Source organism: Anaerococcus sp. HMSC065G05 (assembly GCF_001812365.1).
Taxonomy (GTDB): Bacteria; Bacillota; Clostridia; order Tissierellales; family Peptoniphilaceae; genus Anaerococcus; species Anaerococcus vaginalis.
This window is the reverse complement of sequence record NZ_KV808723.1, coordinates 116,234-135,961: the sequence shown is the minus strand read 5'-3', so window position 1 is coordinate 135,961 and position 19,728 is coordinate 116,234. Positions and strand designations below refer to the sequence as shown.

The following is a 19,728-nucleotide window of genomic DNA, read 5'->3' as shown; positions in this document are numbered from 1 at the left end:
GTTTTTTTATTCATTTAACGCTTCTTTTTCTCTATTTTCTACTTCTTCTATATTCATTTGGATTTGTGCATCTTCAAGGTCTTTATTTTCATAGTTAATATCAAAGTCATTGTAGACTTTCATTCCTGTACCTGCTGGTATTAGTTTTCCTATGATTATATTTTCTTTTAGTCCTTTTAGATCATCAACTTTTCCTTTTATTGATGCATCTGTTAAAACTCTTGTTGTTTCTTGGAAAGATGCTGCTGATAACCAAGATTCTGTAGCAAGTGATGCTTTTGTAATTCCTAGAAGTTGTTGAGAATATTTACATGGCTTTTTGCCTTCTTCTTCCATTTGTTCATTTGCAATTCTTACTTCTCTAATTTCTTGCAATGAACCTGGTAAAAATTCTGTATCTCCAGCATCTTCTATTTTTACTTTTTTAAGCATTTGCTTTGTAATAACTTCTATATGTCTATCGTCAATTTCTACACCTTGAAGTCTATAAACTTTTTGAACTTCTTTGGTTATATAATCTTGAACTCCAACTTTTCCTAGAACCTTTAATACATCGTGTGGATCAAGGGAACCTTCTGTAAGTTGTTGTCCTTTCTCAACTACATCGCCTTCTGATACTAAAAGTCTTGCACCAAATGGTATATTATATTTTTTAGAATATCCATCTTCTGATAAGATTTCAACATCAGTTTTCTTTTCATTTTGAATTAATGAAACTGTTCCAGAGTTTTCAGCAATAAATGCAAGTCCTTTTGGTTTTCTTGCTTCAAACAACTCTTCAACCCTTGGAAGACCTTGAGTAATTCCTACTCCTGCAATTCCTCCTGAGTGGAAGGTTCTCATTGTAAGCTGAGTACCTGGCTCTCCGATTGATTGAGCAGCTATAATTCCTACAGCCTCTCCAATATTTACTTTCTTGCCTGTAGCAAGGTTTCTACCATAACATTTTTCACAAACGCCATGTTTAGATTTACATTCTAGGACTGAACGAAGTTTAACTTCTTTAATTCCATTTGCTACAATGTTGTCAGCCTTATCTTCATCAATGATTTGATTTTTACCAACTATAAGTTCCCCATCATTATCATAAATATCTTCAAATGATGTACGTCCTACAATTCTTGTAAATAAATTTTCGATTAATTCGTTGCCATCTTTAAATTCACGAGCAACTACAAATCCATCTGTACCACAATCATCTTCTGTTACGATAACATCTTGAGAAATATCTACCATTCTTCTTGTCAAATATCCTGAATCGGCAGTTCTTAAAGCTGTATCTGTAAGTCCTTTACGAGAACCGTGTGTTGAAATAAAGTATTCTTGTACTGAAAGTCCTTCACGGAAGTTAGCCTTTATAGGAATTTCTATGATTTTTCCATCAGCTCTTGACATAAGTCCACGCATTCCGCCTAATTGTCTAATTTGGTTTGTAGAACCACGGGCTCCAGAATCTGCAAATATTTTAATATTATTGTCAGATTTTAATTCGTCAAGTAGAGCTGCTGTTACTTCATCAGTTGCCTCTCTCCAAATATCTATAACTTTTTCGTATCTTTCATTATCAGTTATAAATCCACGTCTATAAAGTTTTTCATACTTATCAACTTCGCTATCAGCCTTTGAAACTATATCCCATTTTTGATGTGGAATTGTAACGTCTGACATAGAAACTGTTAGTCCTGAAAGAGTTGAGAACTTATAACCTGTTGATTTTATATAATCTAGAACTGATGCTGTTTTTATATTTCCATGTTTTCTAAAGCAACGATCAACAATTTCTTTTAATACACCAGATGATGTAACTTGATCAACTTCTAGAGAATATGGATCTTCTTTTCTATTTACATATCCTAAATCTTGTGGAATTCCTTCGTTGTAGATAAATCTACCAACTGAAGAATTTACAATTTTTCCAGGATCTTTTTCATCTTTTTTAATTCTTACTCCAACTTTTGTTTGAAGGGTAACATCATGATTTAAAAGAGCTTTTTTCATTTCTGAAATATTTTCGAAAATCATTCCTTCGCCCTTTGCACCTTCTTTAATAGTTGTTAAGTAATATGCACCAAGAACCATATCTTGGGATGGAGTTGTAATTGCCTTACCATCTTTTAAACCAAGAATATTGTTTGTTGACATCATCAAAAGTCTTGCTTCAATTTGTGCTTCATTTGATAAAGGCAAATGGATTGCCATTTGGTCTCCATCAAAGTCCGCATTAAAAGCAGGACAAGCAAGTGGATGAAGTTTCATCGCCTTTCCTTCAACCAAAACCGGTTCAAAAGCTTGGATACCAAGTCTGTGAAGTGTAGGAGCACGGTTTAATAAAACTGGATGATCTTTTATTACATCTTCAAGTATTTCATATACTCTTGGATCTTTTTTCTCAACCATTTTTTTAGCAGATTTTAAATTGTGAGCAAGATCTTTTTCTACAACCTTATTCATTATAAAAGGTTTAAATAATTCTAGAGCCATCTCTTGTGGCAAACCACATTGGTTAAATTTAAGATTTGGACCTACAACTATTACAGAACGTCCTGAATAATCTACCCTTTTACCCAATAAGTTTTGTCTAAATCTACCACTTTTACCCTTTAATAAATCTGATAGAGATTTCATATTTCTATTTGATGCCCCTGTTACAGCACGTCCACGTCTACCATTATCAATTAGTGCATCAACAGCTTCTTGGAGCATTCTTTTTTCATTTCTTACAATGATTTCTGGAGCTCCAATATCAAGAAGTCTTTTTAATCTGTTGTTTCTATTTATAACTCTTCTATACAAATCATTTAAATCACTTGTTGCAAATCTTCCACCTTCAAGTTGAACCATTGGTCTAAGTTCAGGTGGCATAACTGGAAGTACATCAAGTATCATCCATTCTGGTTTATTGCCACTTGTTAAAATGCGTCGACAACTTCAAGTCTTCTAGAAATTCTAACTTTCTTTTGTCCTTTTGCATCTTCAAGTTCTTTCATTAAAGATTCATATTCTTTTTTAAGATCCATGTTAGCAAGAAGTTTTTTAACAGCTTCTGCTCCCATTTCAGCTTGAAATTCTGTATCATCTGGATAATTATCTAGAGCCTCTGAATATTCACTTTCAGATAATTCTTGTTTTTCGTAATATTCAGTTTCTCCTGGATTTATTACTACATAGGATGCGAAGTATAATATTTTTTCCAAAACTCTTGGACTCATATCTAATAGTAAACCCATTTTTGAAGGGATTCCTTTGAAATACCATATATGACTTACAGGAGCTGCAAGTTCAATATGTCCCATTCTTTCACGTCTTACTTTAGATTTTGTTACTTCAACACCACATTTTTCGCAAACAATACCCTTATATCTAATTCTCTTGTATTTACCACAAGAGCATTCATAATCCTTGGTTGGTCCAAAAATTTTCTCACAGAATAAACCATCTTTTTCAGGTTTAAGTGTCCTATAATTTATAGTTTCTGGTTTTTTTACTTCGCCATGGGACCATGATCTGATTTTTTCAGGAGATGCTATTTTCATTCTCATAGCACCAAATTCTTGTAATTCTGACAAAAAATCCCCCTTAATCTTCTAGCTCTTCTATATCTTCATTAGTAGAATCTGTTACTTCTACTTTTTCCTCTTCTTTTGCTGAAAGATTTGCTCCACTGAGTTTTTTTGATTGGCTTCTAATTTTTGATGCATCAATCTTTTCAACTTCTGAGAACTTATCTTGTTCATCTATATTTTCTTTAATTTCAATTACGTTTCCATCTTCATCTAAAAGCTCAACATCTAAGGCTAGAGATTGTAATTCTTTTACCAATACCTTGAAAGATTCAGGTGTGCCTGGTTCTGGAACATTTTCTCCCTTAACAATTGCTTCGTAAGTTTTAACTCTTCCAGTAACATCATCTGATTTTACAGTCAACATTTCTTGAAGAGTATGACTTGCTCCATATGCCTCAAGAGCCCAAACTTCCATTTCTCCAAATCTTTGTCCACCAAATTGTGCCTTACCACCTAGAGGTTGTTGAGTTACAAGTGAGTAAGGTCCAATACTTCTAGCATGGATTTTTTCTTCAACCATGTGATGAAGTTTTAGCATATACATAACTCCAACTGTAACTGGATTATCAAATTCTTCTCCAGTTCTACCATCACGAAGTCTGATTTTTCCTGTTTTATTTACATAAGGAGCTGTCTTTTGAGCTTCTTCTAAGGCTTCTTCTATTTCTGTATCCAAAGCACCATCAAATACTGGTGTAGCAATCTTCCATCCCATAGTTCTTGCAGCAAGTCCCATGTGAACTTCCAAAACTTGTCCGATATTCATACGTGAAGGAATACCTAATGGATTCAAACAAATTTGGATTGGAGTTCCGTCTGGTAGGAAAGGCATATCTTCTCTTGGCATAATTCTTGAAACAACACCCTTGTTACCGTGTCTACCACACATTTTATCTCCAACCATAATTTTTCTTTTGGTTGCAACAAAAACTCTAATAACTTTATTTACACCTGGAGATAACTCATCTCCATCTTTTTTGTTATATTCTTTTACATCAACAACAATACCACTTTCTCCATGTGGAACTGTAAGTGATGTGTCACGAACTTCACGAGCTTTTTCTCCAAAGATAGCTCTTAATAATCTTTCTTCTGGAGATAGTTCAGTTTCTCCTTTTGGCGAAACTTTTCCTACCAAGATATCGCCACTTTTAACTTCAGCACCGATTCTTATAACACCATTTTCATCAAGATTTTTCTTCATGTCATCGCCAACATTTGGAATATCTTTTGTTATTTCTTCAGCACCAAGTTTTGTTTCACGAGCTTCGCATTCATGCTCTTCTATGTGAACTGATGTAAGAACATCATCCATTACTAATTGTTCATTTAAAAGCATAGCATCTTCGTAGTTATATCCTTCCCATGTTGTAAAAGCAATGAGAATATTTTTACCAAGGGCAAGCTCTCCTTGTTCTGTTGATGGACCATCTGCAATTATTTCGTTTGCATCAACATGTTCTCCAAGTTTTACAATTGGTCTTTGATTAATTGTTGTTCCTTGGTTTGCACGTCTAAATTTAAGAAGTCTATAATAATCAATTTCTCCATCTGAATCTCTTTTGATTCTGATTTTTTCATCTCCAACATATACAACTTCTCCAGCGTTTTTGCTTACTACACAAACACCAGAATCTTTTGCGGCCCTATGCTCAATTCCTGTAGCAACTATTGGTGCTTGGGATTTTAAAAGAGGAACTGCTTGTCTTTGCATGTTGGCACCCATCAAAGCACGAGTTGAATCGTCATTTTCCAAGAAAGGAATCAAACTTGCTCCAACTGATACGATTTGTTGAGGAGAAACGTCCATGTATTCAACTTTTTCTCTTGGATAAATATCATTTTCTCCATTTATACCACGTCCTGAAACACGGTCATTTATAAATCTATTATTTTCATCAAGTGGCTCGTTAGCTTGGGCAATTATGAAATTATCTTCAACATCTGCTGTTAAATAATCTATTTCATCTGTTACGTGTCCATCTTTGCCAACTTTTCTGTAAGGTGTTTCAATAAATCCATATTTATTAATTCTTGCATAAGTTGTAAGAGATGTAATTAGACCGATGTTTGGACCTTCTGGAGTTTCTATTGGACAAATTCTTCCGTAGTGGGAATCGTGAACGTCTCTTACTTCTACTCCTGCCCTATCTCTTGAAAGTCCACCTGGTCCTAAAGCTGATAATCTTCTTTTGTGAGTTAGCTCACTCATTGGATTTGTTTGATCCATAAATTGTGAAAGCTGACTTGAGCCGAAAAATTCTTTTATTACAGCTGTTACTGGTTTTATATTTATAAGTCCTTGAGGAGTTGCAAGGTCAGGATCTTGAGTTGTCATTCTTTCTCTTACAACTCTTTCCATTCTTGCAAGACCAATTCTAAATTGGTTTTGTAATAATTCTCCAACGCCTCTAACTCTTCTGTTTCCTAAGTGGTCAATATCATCAACATCGCCTATTCCTTCAAAAAGGTTAAATTGATAATTTACTGCAGCAAGAATATCAGATTTTACAATATTTTTTGGACAAAGTTCTTTTTTTCTTCTTTCGATTTCATTTATAATTGATTCTTTATCTTCATTTTCGTCAAGTATTTCTCTCATCACTGGATAATATACTTTTTCTGATAATTCAAGATCTTCAAGATCAAATCCTTCTAATTCTTCAAAAGAATTAAGATAAACAAAGTGGTTTCCACAAATTCTTAATTCTTTGTCCTCACCGTTTTCTTGTTTTACAATTATGTCTACAACATTAATTCCGCTATTTTCTATATTAAGAGCAGTTTGTCTATCTATCATTTCTCCAGCTTTTACAAAAAGCTCGCCTGTTTCATCACTTACTACATCTTTTGCAGAAATTTGATCTATAAGCCTTTCGTGTAAAGCTAGTTTCTTGTTGTATTTGTATCTTCCTACTTTAGCAAGGTCATATCTTCTATCATCGAATAAAAGATTATTTATTAAATTTTGTGCAGATTCTAGACTGGCAGGGTCTCCTGGTTTTAATTTTTTGTAAATTTCTATTAAAGCTTCTTCGCTTGTTTCTGAATTTTCTTTTTCAAGAGTGTTTCTTAAATGTTCAGTATCTCCTAAAGCTTCAATTATTTCTTCATCATTTTCAAAAAGTAAAGCTCTTACAAGAGTTGTAGCTGGAAGTTTTCTTGTACGATCAAGTCTTACATTTACTGTATGAGATGCGTCAGTATCAAATTCAATCCATGCTCCTCTGTTAGGTATAACTGTTGAAGAATACATTTTATTTCCTGATTTATCAAGCTCTGATGCATAATAAACTCCAGGACTTCTTACAAGCTGACTTACAATAACTCTTTCAGCACCATTTATTACAAAAGTTGCTGAGTCTGTCATCATTGGGAAATCTCCCATAAATACTTCTTGCTCTTTTACTTCTTCAGTTTCCTTATTAATAAGCCTAGCCTTAACTTTAAGGTCTCTAGAATATGTTGTATCTTTGTATTTTGCTTCTTCTATTGTATATTTTGTTTCATCATCAAAATCATATCCAACAAATTCAAGTATTAAATTGCCATTATAATCTTCGATTGGGGAAATATCTTCCAAGATTTCTCCCAAGCCTTCTTCGACAAACCACCTATAAGAATCCTTTTGAACTTTTAATAGGTTTGGCAAATCAAGAACTTGAGGAAATTTAGAAAAGCTAACACGTTCAGTTTTACCAAATAACTCTTTATGATATTGCACTATAAATTACTCCTTTATCTTGCTTTTAGCCTAAAACTTTGCTTATGACCTTTTATGTAATTTCTAGGCTTAAAATAGAAAACTAAGCCTTTTTTACATAAATAAAAAATCTCGCTAAATTAGAATTCTAGCAATTGTTTATTATATCACTACACGCTAGTAAATGTCAAATAATTTAGGAGATTTTTCAAATTATTTTTTAATCTCTATTTGATTTTCACTTACTATATATTTTTTTGTAAATTTGTCAAATAAATCAGTATATATAATTTGTTTTTATCTTATGATTTTTGCCTTGTAATTTTTCTTTAGGATAACCAAGTATAAGACCATGAACTGGGTAGAAATTTTCTTCTAAATTTAATTTTTTGATAAATCTTGCATCTTTACCAAATCTTTCAAACATTCCTCTTATATAACAAGAGCCTATTTCAAGATCTGTTGCTTTTAGTGCCATATTTTCTATAATGCAAGCTGTATCTTCAAGTCTTGTTATATGACCCTCTTTTGCTGAAATTATTATTAAATATGGAGCTGAATAAATTGGATTTGCTTTTGGATCATTTACAATTTCTCTAGCTTCTTCTAAAATTTCTTGAATTAAATCCTTATTGCTTATTACAGTTATTGCCATATTTTCGTATAAGCTATTTCCAACTGGGGCTTTTACTCCTGCATCTACAATTTTTTCTAGATTATTTTTTTCAATTTTTTTATCTATATATTTTCTTGTTGAAACTCTTGCATCTATTACCTTGTCAAAATCCATAAATATCTCCCTTCTTTTCTTTTATTATACTATAAAATTTTTTATCAAAAATCGTTTTTTATAGATAAGTAGATTTTGTATATTTGTGGTATAATTAATTTAAATAGGAGGATTTAATGAAAAAAATTAGTAAGTTTTTTTTAGGACTAGCATCAATTTATTATTTGTTTATTAGCTTGGCACTTTTTTTGGCAAGTTTGTTTTCTTTATTGGTAAATAGGAATTATGTTTTTGCCATTTTTGATTTGTTAGGCTTTTCAAATATTTCGCTTGAAATAATTAAACCTATTTTGTTTGTGATGCTTTTTTTGTTATTTATATTAATCACATCTGTAGATAGGAAGATTTTTAAATCTATTAAATTTGGGGAATATTTTTTATTTAATATTTTTACAGGATTTTTCTTTATTTTTATTTCTATTATCGGCCATGTGTTTTTTAGGGATAAAATTTTTATTGTATCTTATCTTTTTAATATTTTCCTTATTATTGGTTCTATGATTGGCCTTAGGGAAAAAAGCAAAGTTTATTATGATGAAGAAAATTCCAATGAAATAAATGTTGATGATAATAAAACTTTTGAAAAAATAAATGAAGATGAAAAAGAAATTGAAATTTCTGATAAAAATTCCAAAGAAAATAAGATAGAAGAAAATCCTCAAGTTTTTGTTAAAAAAGATGAGGGAAATACAAATCAAAAAGATATTGTAAGTAATAGAAAAGAAGATGCAGAAAATAAGTAAGTTGTTTTGAATTTAATATAGGTATAGAAAAGAGAAAAAGTAAGGCTAGCCTTGCTTTTTTTTGAAATTATTATGAAAGGGTTTGTTATGAACGAAAAATATTTAAATCTTCTTAGAGAAAATTATCCAAGTAGGACTCATTTGGTTGATGAATTGATTGGTTTAAACGCAAAATTATATCTTCCAAAGGGAACTGAGTACTTTTTTTCTGATCTTCACGGAGAGGCTAAGGCTTTTATTCATCTTTTAAGGTCGGCTGCTGGAAATATTAGAGATAAGACTAAGCAATATTTTGGCGATACTTTAATAAAAAAAGACCAAGACGATTTGGCAAGTTTGATTTATAATCCGGAAAGAGAACTTGTAAGATTAAAGGAAGAAAATATTGTTGATGATGATTGGTATACAATTAATATTCACAGACTTGTAAATTTGTTTAGGTTTGTTTCTACAAAATATCCAAAAGATACAGTAAAAGAAAAATTTCCTACAAATTACAAGGAAATTATCGATGAACTTTTGTACACAAATGATTCTGAATTTAATAAAAAATTATATTATGAAAAGATAATTGAAAATATTATAAAATATAAGGCTGCTGATGATTTTATTATTGTTTTATCAAGTCTAATCCAAAGAATTTCTGTTGATAGCCTCCATATAGTTGGAGATATTTACGACAGAGGCCCTGAACCTCATATTATCATGGATGAATTAATTTCTTTTCCAAATGTTGATATTCAGTGGGGAAATCATGATCTTGCCTGGATGGGCGCTGTTAGTGGAAATAAGGCTTTGATTGCAGCTTGCCTTTGCAATGCATTTTCCTACAATAATTTTGACTTCATTGAAGAAGGTTATGGAATAAATTTAAGACCACTTTATGAATTTTCGATGAAAACTTATAGGGATGACCCATGTGAGAGATTTATGCCGAAAATTTTTGAAGAAAATATTTACGATAAGGTAAATAAGGATGTGGCTGCAAAAATGTATAAGGCTATGAGTGTAATTAGGTTTAAACTAGATAGCTTTCTTCTTGAGAGAAATCCAGATTTTAATATGGATGATAGAAATTCATTAAAACATATTAATTTTGATGAAATGACCTATAAGGGAGCAAAACTTCTTGATACAAATTTTCCAACTATTGACCCAAAAAATCCTAGTAAATTAACCTATGAGGAAGAATTTATAATTGATATTCTCCAAAAAGAATTTTCAAAAAACCTTCTTTTAAATAAGCACATTAAATTTATGTACACAAATGGTTCAATGTACAAAAAATCCAACGGCTCACTTTTATTTCACGGCTGCATTCCAATGGATTCTGATGGAAATTTCCAAGATGTAAAAATAAATGGCAAATCCTATAAAGGAAAAGCCATGCTTGATATTTTTGATAAGCTTGCAAGAGATGCTTATTTTTCAAATGATTCAAAGAAAAAAGAATTTGCTCAAGATATTTGCTGGTATTTGGTTTGCGGCAAAAAATCTCCAATTTTTGGCAAAAGTCAATATTCGTATTTTGAAAATTTATTGGTTGATGATAAAAATTTAAAATACGAAGAAATGAATGCCTATTATGATTTAAATAAAAAAGAAGAAATTTGCGATAAAATTTTAGACGAATTTGATTTAAAATGCGAAAGAAGAAGAATTATAAACGGTCATGTTCCAGTAAGAGTCAAAGAAGGCAAAAAACCAGTAAGAGCAAATGGAAAATTGTATGTAATCGATGGTGGAATTTCAAAACCTTACCAAAAAAAGACAGGTATCGCTGGCTACACCTTAATGTATAATTCCCACCATGTTGCCCTTGCAGAACACGTTTCATATTCACACATTAGAGATAACATGGGAGCCTATACTCCAAAAATTTACGAAACCGAAAAACTTATTCCAAGAATGCTAATAAAAGATACAGACGAGGGAGAAAAAATAAGAGCAAGGATAGAAGTTTTGAAAGAATTATTGGAAGTTATAGACAAGGGCAAAAATATTTCAAATAAATAACAAACAAGAAAAAAATCTTCAAGCAAAACTTGAAGATTTTTTTATTTTTATTTTTTACTTTTCTTTGATATGAAGAAATATCCAGCTCCTGCAAGGATTAAAACTACAAGAACTATACCTGCTGATTGTACTCCTGTTCTTACAAAGGAACGGCTTTTCTTTGTGGCAGGTTGTTTTTTAACTGCAACTTTCCTTGATACTTTACTTAATTTCCCTTTTTGTTGATTTTCTTCTATAGCTTTTTCTATTTCAGCTTTTAATTTTTTTATGCTATCCAAATTAGAATCAGCCTTATCTGGTAATCCATTAATTAAATCAGCATATTTTTTTTGATTTGATGAAGATAATTTGCCCTTATTTTTTTCAAAATAATCAACAAGTTTTTGGTGTTCAGCCATAAACTTATCTCCATTAAGATTGTTGTAAGCTGTATTATAAGATTTTACCAAATCATCAATATTATTAACTTCTTCTTTATTTTGAAGTTTGCTGTAAGCTTTCTTTATAGAATCAAGGCTTTGATTGAAATTATTTTTCAAACTTTCGTCTGATTTTTTATAAAAATACTTACTTTTTGTTTTTCCTTCTCCATCTATAATTTCTTTTAAGGTTTTAAGATTTTTTTGTCTGTTTTCTTCTTTTACTTTTGCATTGTAAGCATCAACTTCTTTATTTAAGCTTTCAATAGCTTTTTCTACTTTTTCTAGATTTGAATTAGCATCATCCAAAACTAATTTTTCTGCTTTTAAATCAATGCCAAAGTTTCTATTTTTTTCTAAGCCATCTTTTAGAATTTTTTTAAATTCTTCTAATTTCTTATTATAATTTTCTATATTTAATTTAGTAGTTTTTAGATCTTCTATTTGTTTTTTATAATCTTCATAACTATCATAAGTTTCTTTGTAAGAATAAAGTTTATCTTTTAAATCATCAGACAAGGATTCAGCTTTTAATTTAAAAACTTCTTCTTTCAAATCTTCGTATTGTTTTTTAATATAAGGTAATTTAATACTATCAATAGATTTTAAAATTTCTTCTTTTTTCTCATCTACATTTTCAACTTTTAAATCTTCAATTAATTTTTTATATGCGTTTTGATCTTCTTTTGTATATTGCTTAAATTCTTCTGAATTTACAAAGTCTTTAGCTTTTTGTATAGACTCCTCTAGAGTTAAATCTTTATCCTCACTCATCATATCTTCAGCATAAGCAACATTTGCCTTATTTGAAATCATGCTATTAATTGGCGAAAATGCCAAAGACATACTTAAAGCCAAAAATAATATTTTTTTACTTTTTTTCATTGTTCCCCTCTCCTGTTTAACTTCTATTTATGATTATATCAAATTTTCAAAAAAAATTGTAGTAGAATATAAAATTTAACATAAAAATAAAAAAATATTTGTGTTATTATATAAGGAAGAAGAATAAAAAGAAAGGAATATTATGCAAGACTTACATTTACACTCACATTTTTCTTTTGATTCAAATACAAATCCAGAAGAAAATGTAAAATCAGCTATAAAAAATAAAATAAAAATAATGGCATTTACAGACCACTTGGATAATTTTTGCCAAAATGACAGGGACATTTCCTTTGATCTTGATGAGTATTTTTCTACCATATATAAGCTTAGGGAAAAATATAAAAATCAAATAAAAATTTTGGCAGGAATTGAAATAGGATTGGCTTATGAAAATGCAGATAAAATTGATAAATTTATTGACGAAAATCCATTTGATTTTGTAATCGGCTCAATCCATGCCGTAGAATTTAAAGATGTTTGGCTAAATAGAAAAAATATAGAAAAAAATCCAAAATATTTTTTTAAAAAATATTATGAATATATGCTAGAATGCGTAAAATCATGTAAAAATTTTTCAAGCTTAGGCCACATAGACTACATTGATAGGTATGTCCAAGACAAATCAGTAATACCAGACTTTTCATTTTATGAGGATTTGATTGAAGAAATTTTAAAAGAATTAATAAAAACAAATAGAGCTTTCGAATATAATACAGCAGGATTTAGAAATAATTTGTCCTACGCAAATCCAAAAGATGAAATTTTAGAAAAATATAAAAATCTAGACGGAAAAATCCTAACCCTAGGCTCAGATTCCCATTTCCCAGACACAATTTCCTATAAAATAAATGATGGAATAAAACATTTAAAAGATTTGGGCTTTGACCACATTTCCTATTTTGAAAATAAAAAAGAAAAAATTATAGAAATTTAAAGGCTCACAAAGAGCCTTTATTCATACATTTTTTTATAAGAAGACACATCTCCTCTGTGGGTTACTATATTGTAGCCTGCTTTTTTTATTCTTAATTCTAAACAATTTCTACACTCTGCCGCCTCATCGCCCGTACAAATTTTATTATCATATAAGGAATAAAGTTCTCTATAAGATGTTGGAGATAAATTTGGCATTAGGACATTTGCTCCTGCCTTCAAGCCTTCTTCTCTTCCAAATGGATTTATTGTTCCAAGCGCTGTTGTAGCTGGTATCAAACAATAAGGAAACATTAATCTTAAAATAGAAATAAGTCTTAAAGTTTTTTTGTAAGAACCATTTTTCATATTTTTAAATGGAGTATCGTGTTGGGATAAATAAGGGCCTATTCCTATCATATCCGGTTTTAATTTTTGCAAAAATCTCAAATCCGAAATCAAATCCTCATCTGTTTGATAAGGAGAATCCACCATAAAACCTCCCCCAACTTGAAAACCAATTTCTTTTAAATCAAAAAGAGCCCTTCTCCTGTTTTCAAAAGACATTTCTTTTGGATGGATTTTATAATAATGATCTTTGCTTGAACTTTCTTCTCTTAATAAAAACCTATCAGCACCAGCATCAAAAAATTTCTTGTAATATTTTTTTGACCTTTCCCCGATTGACAAAGTTATAGCACAATCAGGATGAATTTTTTTAATTTCCTCAACAATTTTACAGATATCTTCATCTTTATAAGATAAATCTTCCCCGCCTTGAAGAACAAAAGTCCTATAACCCAATTTGTAACCAATTTTTGCACAGGTAATAATTTCATCAAAAGAAAGTCTGTACCTTTCTACATTTGAATTTGATTTTCTTATCCCACAATAATAGCAATCATTTTTGCAAAAATTTGTAAATTCAATTAGACCTCTTACAAAAACATCTTTGCCATAAATTTCTTGTCTTACCTTGTCGGCTTTTTTTGCCAAATATTCGTTGTATGATTCATTTTTTATAAAATTTAAAAGTTCTTGGTCAGTAAAATTCTCTGCTTTTACAAAGCCCATTATAATTCACTCCTTTTCGTATTTTTATATTATAACAAAAAAAAGTTTTTTATAAAACTTGAAAAATAAAATTTATTTTTTCTACATATTTTCTACATATTCTTCGGATATTATAATGCTTGTAAAAAAGAGTTGTAATTATTTTGTAACTATTGTTACGAAAAAGAAATGAAAAACATAAAAAAACTATTAATTAGTTACAATAAATTAAAAAAACACAAAAAAGGAGTAATCATTATGACAAATTTTAAAAAATACGCTCTAGCAGCGGCAATCGTACTACCAACATTATTTACAGCATCAAATAAGGCTGAAGCTTCATCTGCAGTTAAAGATGCAAGCAAAGCTAATGCTGTTAATGTAAGAAGTGACGCTAGTGAATCAAATAATATAATTGGACTTATAACAGATGACAAATCTTATGAAGTTCTAGGATCAACAGATGGTTGGTTAAAAATCAAATTCAACGGTAAAGAAGCTTACGTTGGTGGTCAATGGTTTAATATTACAGAAACAGCTAAAATTTTAAGCCCAGCAAACTTTAGAAAATCTGACAACTTAAATTCAGAAGTTTATCAAGTTCTTAAAAAAGATGAAAGTGTTGAAGTAAAATCAGCAGCTAACAACGGATTCGTTAAAGTAGTTTTTGAAGGTAAAGAAGGATATATCCACAATAGTTTACTAGGACTTTCTAATGATTTTATAAATAAAAATTATGCACCAGTTCAAAGTCAAGAAAGTAGCTATCAAGCATCTGCACAAACATACCAAGCACCAGCTCAATCTTATCAAGCACCTGCTCAAACACAAGCACCAGCACAAAATTATACAGCTAATAATTCATCAGCAAAACAAATTATAGCACAAAGAGAATCTGGTGGATCTTACAATGCTAGAAACGGACAATATATTGGAAAATATCAATTATCAGCAGCTTACTTAAACGGAGATTATTCTCCAGCTAACCAAGAAAGAGTTGCAGACCAATATGTAGCACAAAGATATGGTTCATGGGATAATGCCCTAGCATTTTGGAACAACAACGGTTGGTACTAAAATTAAATAATAAAAAATTAGAACTTCAAGCTAATTGCTTGAAGTTTTTTTGTGAACATTTTTACTTCCATTCCCCATCACTTTTGATATATCAATTTAAAAAATTCAATTTTTTTATCAAAAATGATAGAATAAAAGAAGATTATAATTTACAAGGAGCAATTATGAAAATAATTTTGGCTGTAGATAGAGATTTTGGAATAGGAAAAGATAATAAACTTCTTTTTCATTTTAAAAAAGACTTGGCTCATTTCAAAGACCTTACCCTAAATAATATAGTTATAATGGGAAGAAAAACTTATAAGTCCATGAATGGGGCTCTTTGCAAAAGAGAAAATATAGTTTTGACAAGAAATAAAGATTTAAAACTTGACGATGCTTTAGTTTTTAATAGCCCTCAAAAACTTTTAAAATATGTAAGAGAAAATAAAAATGATAGAGAAGTTTTTGTAATCGGCGGAAAAGAAATTGTAGACTTGCTCTTAGATTTTTGTGATGAGGCAATTATTACAAAAATTGATGCAAAAAAAGACGCTGATACCTTCCTTCACAATTTTGATAAAGACGAAAATTTTGAAATTGTAAATAAATCAGAAGATTATTACGAAAATGACCTTAAATTTAATTATATAACTTATAGGAGAAAAAAATGATAGAAATATTTGTTAGCAAACTTTGTCCAGATTGCAGAGAAATAATTGAAGATTACAATAATGATTCAAAAAATTTCCAAGGATGTGAAATCATAGATATAACCGATTCGATGATAAATCTCAAAAGATTTTTGGCATATAGGGATAATTTTAATGCTTTTGAAGAAAAAATCAAAACGAATCAAGTGGGAATCCCCGTAAAAATCACCGACAAAAAAGAAGTTGAATTTCTATAAAATTAATTTTTAACTAATTAACAAATAATAATTTAAAAACAAAAATCCAATCTATATTTTCAAAAGCTTATTGCCTATTGAAATTTATAGATTGGATTTTTTTTGCAAAAAATAACCCTAGTTAGACTGTTGACAAACTAAAATTTTTTCCATTTCGACCAGATAAACAACCGTTGATTTCGGTTGTTTATCCCGATTCATCGTGTGCAACGAGCGGAGAAATCTCATGGGATCTCTCCATGCGTTCGTTACACTCACACTAAAACACGTTTGCTTCGCAAACTTCTTCGTGCTTTCGCACTTAGTTTTAGGGATGATTGTGCCAAATCAAGGCACAATCATCTAGTCGAGATGGGCTGTGGCGTAATTTTATTTTTAAATTAACAATAAATTACTAAACTAACTTTGTAAACAGTCTAACCCTAGCTTTAGCTAGGGTTAGGAAAAATTTTACTTATTTTTCTTTTTTAGGATAAATAATCCAATTGTGCTTAGTCCAATTGTTGATAAATAGAATCCTAAATTGCTTTCAATTCCTGTTTTTGGCATTTTTGTACCTCCAACATTTGAACCTTTTTTATCATCTCCACTTACTTTTTGTAATTTGCCATCTTTATCTTTATCCTTTTCATTGCTAGAACTTGGTTTTTCTTTAGAAGGTTCTGTGCTTGATGGTTTAGATGGTTGTGGTGGATCTTTTGGTTCTTTTGGATCTTTTGGCTTAGGATCTGCTTTTTCAATTTTTTCATACAAGGCAGTTACTATTATATTATTATTAATTACTGTCTTATCATCTGTATCCCATCCTTTTACTTTGTAATCTGTTTTTGCTACAATTTTTGGATGAGCAATTTCTGCTAAAGTTTTTCCAGCTTTTGGATTTACATAATATTTTGTTATTCCTTCAAGATCTCCATGATCTCCTTTTTCAAAAATCACTTCAACATATCCATGAGGTTTATCATTCATATTACCATTTTCATCAATTTCTGGAATTACATCAGGAAGTTTAGCAAATGTTCCAGTAACTACTTTATTCTCTTTGTATTGAACAAATTGTATTGTATCAAAATCCCAACCATTAAATAGGTATCCAATTTCAACATTTAAACTTGGTGGTGGAAGAATAACTTCTTTTTCTGGATTTACATAGAATTTTGTAATTTGTCCATCCATTATTGAGCCACCTTCGCCTTGTGTTACAAAAGAAACTTCAACATATCCTTCTACAGGTTCAGTGCTTACATCATTCAATTCGTTGAAATATGCTGTAATTGTTGTATCAACTCTATAAACACTTGGCATACTTGCATCATGATCCCACGCTTTAAATTCAAATCCAGTATTTGGACTTGCTTTTGGAATATCAAGTGTAACTTCTTTTGTAGGATTTACAAAATATGATAATTGTCCACTTAGTTTTCCATGACCATCAGTTGTAAAATCTACTTTTACATAGTCTTTTGGCTTTTCATGGTTTCCATCATTTGGAATCACATCATCAATAGCCTTTGAGCTTGCCTTTACAACTATGTCTTGGTCTTTTATTTCTAAAGTTTTTTCTTTATCCCAAGCTTCAAATTTATATCCTAAATTTTCTCCAATACTTGGCCATTTCAAATCACTTAATTTGATATTTGCATTTTTCTTTACAGCATAATTTTGTGTACCTTCTAAATACAAACCATTATCATGCGTAAATGTTACGCTTACATAACCTTCTGGAATTGTTTGAGGATCTGGAATAATATTTTTCTTAGCTTCTTCTACTTCCCATGCTTTAATATTATATTTTGCAATTATCTCTGTATCTTTTTCAAATTTTGCAATAATATTATTGCCCTTATTCCATTTTCTTTGATTTTTATCTAGATTTTCTTCCCATCTTATAAAATCAAATTGATGTTTTTCTCCATTTAATCCTGCTTTTTCTATTCCTTCTGGATTATTTTCTGGAATTGTTACTTCTACATTTTTTCTTACTCTGTAGTATTTCTTTGTTGGATCTTTTGCTTTGTCTGTTGGATCTACTGTTACTAGGATATAATCTTCGTAGCCTTCTCCTGGGTTTGTATCTGGATCTGGTACTTCTTTGATTGTATCTAGTACTTTTACTGGTACGTCAACTAAGAATACTCCTCCTGTTTTGTAGATTACTTTTATTGTTTGGTAATTTTTGTAAACTTTCTTTGTTGGATCTTCTGGATCTTGTATTTTTGTATCTGCATCTAATATTTCTTTGCTTACATCTGGTTCTTTTCCTTCTACTATTTCATAAGCTTCGATTTCTGCAAATTTTCCAGTTTTTCCAATTTCTCCTGCTTTTATTGCAGCTTTGTAATCTTTTAGCTCTGGATATTTTCCTACGTAAGTTGTTATCATTTCTGCACTTGGTTCTTGTGCTAATGGTGTAAGTTCTTTGCTATATCTTGCTGTGACGATTATTTTTTTGGTTATTTCTGTATTTTCGTCTTTATCCCATCCGTATTTTTCGTATCCATTGTTTGCTTTGATTTCTGGATGCTTAATTTCTTTTAATTTTTTTCCTACTGTTGGATTAACGTAGTATTTTGTTATTCCTTCTAGGACTCCGTGTTTTCCTTTTTCAAAGATTACTTCTACGTAGCCTTTTGGTTTGTCGTTTGGTTTTCCATCCTCATCAATTTCTGGGATTATGTCGGCTATTTTTTCAAATGTTCCTGTTATTATTGTTTCTTTTTCTGTATATTGGGTTAGTTTACTTGTATCTTTATCCCATCCTTTGAATTTATAGCCTATTTCTGTTTCTAGCTTTGGCGATGTTACTATGACTTTCTTTTCTGGATTTACATAGTAGGTTTCTACTTCGCCTTCTTTTATTTTTCCACCTTCTCCTTTTATTTGGAATATTACTTTTACGTAATCTTTTATTGGTGTTTCGCTTACATCATCTAGTACTTTGAATTTTGCTGTGATTGTTGTATCTTTTTCATATTTTGTTGGCTTGGCTGCATCTTTGTCCCATTCTTTAAACTGATAGCCTATCTTTGCTTTTGTTTCTGGAACTTTTAGTTTTACTTCTTTGGTTGGATTTACATAGTAGGTTGTTTCTCCTTCTAGTGTTCCATTTCCGTCTGTTTTGAAGTCTACTTTTACGTAACCTTTTGGTTGTTCTTCGCCATCTTTTTTTGGTATTACATCTTTTAATGGGTTTGATGTTGCATTTACAACTATATCTTTATCTTTTATTTCTAAAGTTTTTTCTTTATCCCATTTATCGAATGTATATCCTAATTTTTCTTCTGCTTGTGCCCATTTTATATCTTTCAATGTTATTCCAAGATTTTTCTTTACGAAATATTCTTGAATTCCACTTAGTGTTAATCCCTCATCGCTTGTGAATTTTACACTTACATAACCTTTTGGTTTTTCTTGTGGATTATCTGGGTCATTTGGTATTATATTTTTCTCTGGTTTTTCTTGTTCCCACGCTTTAAGACTATATTTTGCTATTATTTCTGTGTCTTTTGCGAATTTGCCTGTGATTTTTTTACCTTTTTCCCATTTTCTTGGTTCGGTATCTTCTTTTTCTTTCCATTTGGTAAATTCGTAGCTGTGGCTTTCACCATTTGTACTTGTTATTTCTTTTCCTTCTGGATTTTTTGATGGAATTGTTACTTCTACATTTTTTCTTAC

General features: G+C 30.4%; 11 protein-coding genes and 1 pseudogene. 6 read left to right on the top strand and 6 right to left on the bottom strand.

Annotated features, from left to right (window positions below; all coding sequences use genetic code 11):
- Positions 1-6: 6 nt before the first annotated feature.
- From rpoC to HMPREF2852_RS08000, 3 genes and pseudogenes are all read right to left on the bottom strand, one after another.
- Positions 7-3,566, bottom strand: a pseudogene (rpoC, locus tag HMPREF2852_RS08010) (DNA-directed RNA polymerase subunit beta').
- 10 nt (positions 3,567-3,576) lie between these two features.
- The gene (locus tag HMPREF2852_RS08005; RefSeq protein WP_070607448.1) at positions 3,577-7,287 is read right to left on the bottom strand and encodes a DNA-directed RNA polymerase subunit beta; all 3,711 of its coding nucleotides are present in this window, start codon (positions 7,285-7,287) and stop codon (positions 3,577-3,579) included.
- Between the two features lie 256 nt (positions 7,288-7,543).
- Complete coding sequence (locus HMPREF2852_RS08000; RefSeq protein WP_070607445.1) at positions 7,544-8,056, bottom strand: nitroreductase family protein; 513 nt, start codon at positions 8,054-8,056, stop codon at positions 7,544-7,546.
- A 116-nt stretch (positions 8,057-8,172) separates the two neighbouring features.
- Here HMPREF2852_RS08000 and HMPREF2852_RS07995 point away from each other — a divergent pair, with 116 nt between their 5' ends.
- Together HMPREF2852_RS07995 and HMPREF2852_RS07990 are read left to right on the top strand one after the other, a co-directional pair.
- Positions 8,173-8,799 carry a hypothetical protein gene (locus tag HMPREF2852_RS07995; RefSeq protein ID WP_070607442.1) on the top strand — a complete coding sequence of 209 codons (627 nt, stop codon included), beginning with the start codon at positions 8,173-8,175 and terminating at the stop codon, positions 8,797-8,799.
- A gap of 87 nt (positions 8,800-8,886) precedes the next feature.
- The gene (locus tag HMPREF2852_RS07990; RefSeq protein ID WP_070607440.1) at positions 8,887-10,815 is read left to right on the top strand and encodes a fructose-bisphosphatase class III; all 1,929 of its coding nucleotides are present in this window, start codon (positions 8,887-8,889) and stop codon (positions 10,813-10,815) included.
- Positions 10,816-10,862: 47 nt separating this feature from the next.
- Here HMPREF2852_RS07990 and HMPREF2852_RS07985 read toward each other — a convergent pair whose 3' ends face one another.
- Positions 10,863-12,119 (bottom strand): synaptonemal complex protein 1, encoded by a 1,257-nt coding sequence (locus tag HMPREF2852_RS07985; RefSeq protein ID WP_070607437.1) that lies wholly within the window; start codon positions 12,117-12,119, stop codon positions 10,863-10,865.
- 142 nt (positions 12,120-12,261) lie between these two features.
- Between HMPREF2852_RS07985 and HMPREF2852_RS07980 the strand changes: the two genes are divergently transcribed.
- Entirely contained in the window at positions 12,262-13,056 is a 795-nt protein-coding gene (locus HMPREF2852_RS07980; RefSeq protein WP_070607433.1) for a histidinol-phosphatase HisJ family protein, read from the top strand.
- A 17-nt stretch (positions 13,057-13,073) separates the two neighbouring features.
- Here the strand turns inward: HMPREF2852_RS07980 and hydE are convergent, their stop codons facing one another.
- On the bottom strand, positions 13,074-14,108 hold the full coding sequence (gene hydE, locus HMPREF2852_RS07975; RefSeq protein WP_070607429.1) for a [FeFe] hydrogenase H-cluster radical SAM maturase HydE: 1,035 nt from the start codon (positions 14,106-14,108) through the stop codon (positions 13,074-13,076).
- Positions 14,109-14,345: 237 nt separating this feature from the next.
- Here hydE and HMPREF2852_RS07970 point away from each other — a divergent pair, with 237 nt between their 5' ends.
- The 3 genes from HMPREF2852_RS07970 (at position 14,346) to HMPREF2852_RS07960 (ending at position 16,053) form a co-directional block, all read left to right on the top strand.
- On the top strand, positions 14,346-15,164 hold the full coding sequence (locus HMPREF2852_RS07970; protein ID WP_070607426.1) for an aggregation-promoting factor C-terminal-like domain-containing protein: 819 nt from the start codon (positions 14,346-14,348) through the stop codon (positions 15,162-15,164).
- A 164-nt stretch (positions 15,165-15,328) separates the two neighbouring features.
- Positions 15,329-15,817: a dihydrofolate reductase gene (locus HMPREF2852_RS07965; protein ID WP_070607504.1), complete on the top strand. Its 489-nt coding sequence runs from the start codon at positions 15,329-15,331 to the stop codon at positions 15,815-15,817.
- Positions 15,814-16,053, top strand: a complete 240-nt coding sequence (locus HMPREF2852_RS07960; protein ID WP_070607423.1) for a hypothetical protein — start codon at positions 15,814-15,816, stop codon at positions 16,051-16,053. Before HMPREF2852_RS07965 ends, HMPREF2852_RS07960 begins: the two co-directional genes overlap by 4 nt.
- Before the next feature lie 450 nt (positions 16,054-16,503).
- Here the strand turns inward: HMPREF2852_RS07960 and HMPREF2852_RS07955 are convergent.
- On the bottom strand, positions 16,504-19,728 hold a 3,225-nt coding region (locus HMPREF2852_RS07955; RefSeq protein WP_186821939.1), incomplete at its 5' end, for an LPXTG cell wall anchor domain-containing protein.